The sequence below is a fragment of the Kitasatospora sp. NPDC059571 genome, from assembly GCF_042735675.1.
Taxonomy (GTDB): domain Bacteria; phylum Actinomycetota; class Actinomycetes; order Streptomycetales; family Streptomycetaceae; genus Kitasatospora.
Genome location: NZ_JBHWBW010000589.1, coordinates 3114 through 3620 on the forward strand (window position 1 = coordinate 3114; position 507 = coordinate 3620).

At 78.5% G+C, this 507-nt stretch carries 1 protein-coding gene; it reads right to left on the minus strand.

Going from position 1 to position 507, the window contains the following annotated elements; all coding sequences use genetic code 11:
* Window positions 1-353 (minus strand): hypothetical protein (locus ACFV0G_RS36095; RefSeq protein ID WP_380557055.1); only part of this gene is annotated, 353 nt, incomplete at its 3' end.
* Window positions 354-507 lie beyond the last annotated feature (154 nt).

A 507-nucleotide genomic window follows, 5' to 3' on the forward strand; every position in this document is an offset into this window, starting at 1 on the left:
GTGCCGCAGGTAGAGGGCGCGGGGCTCGACCAGGTCGAGGCGGGTGTCCACGACGATACGCCCGGGGCCGCCCGGGCCCCCGGGCCCCCCCACCCCCCGGGCAGGGCCGCGCGCAGCACCTCGGCGCTCTCCTCGGGGACGGCCGTGACGTGCAGCTTCCAGCCCTGGGCGGCCCGCTCGGCGGCCGGCGGGTCGGCGATGAACCAGAGCCCGCGCCGCGACGTCCGCCAGCCGCCGGGTGCCAGGGCGCGGTAGGCGGCGAGGTGGCCGGGGTCGGGCACGCGCCGGTCGGCGGTCTCGAAGACGCGGCGGTCGAAGGGCAGGTAGTACTGGAGCGACTGCCAGGAGAGCATCGGCTGTTCCGTCCGGGACGAGGGACCGGGAAGGGGGTCGGGGGGCGGCCGGGGGGGGGGCCCCCGGCGCGGGGTGTTGTACTCGCTCCCACCAGCCTCGCTCCCGCGCCGGAGGCTACGATCGTCTCGTAGCCGGGCCCGTTGCCCTCGGCCC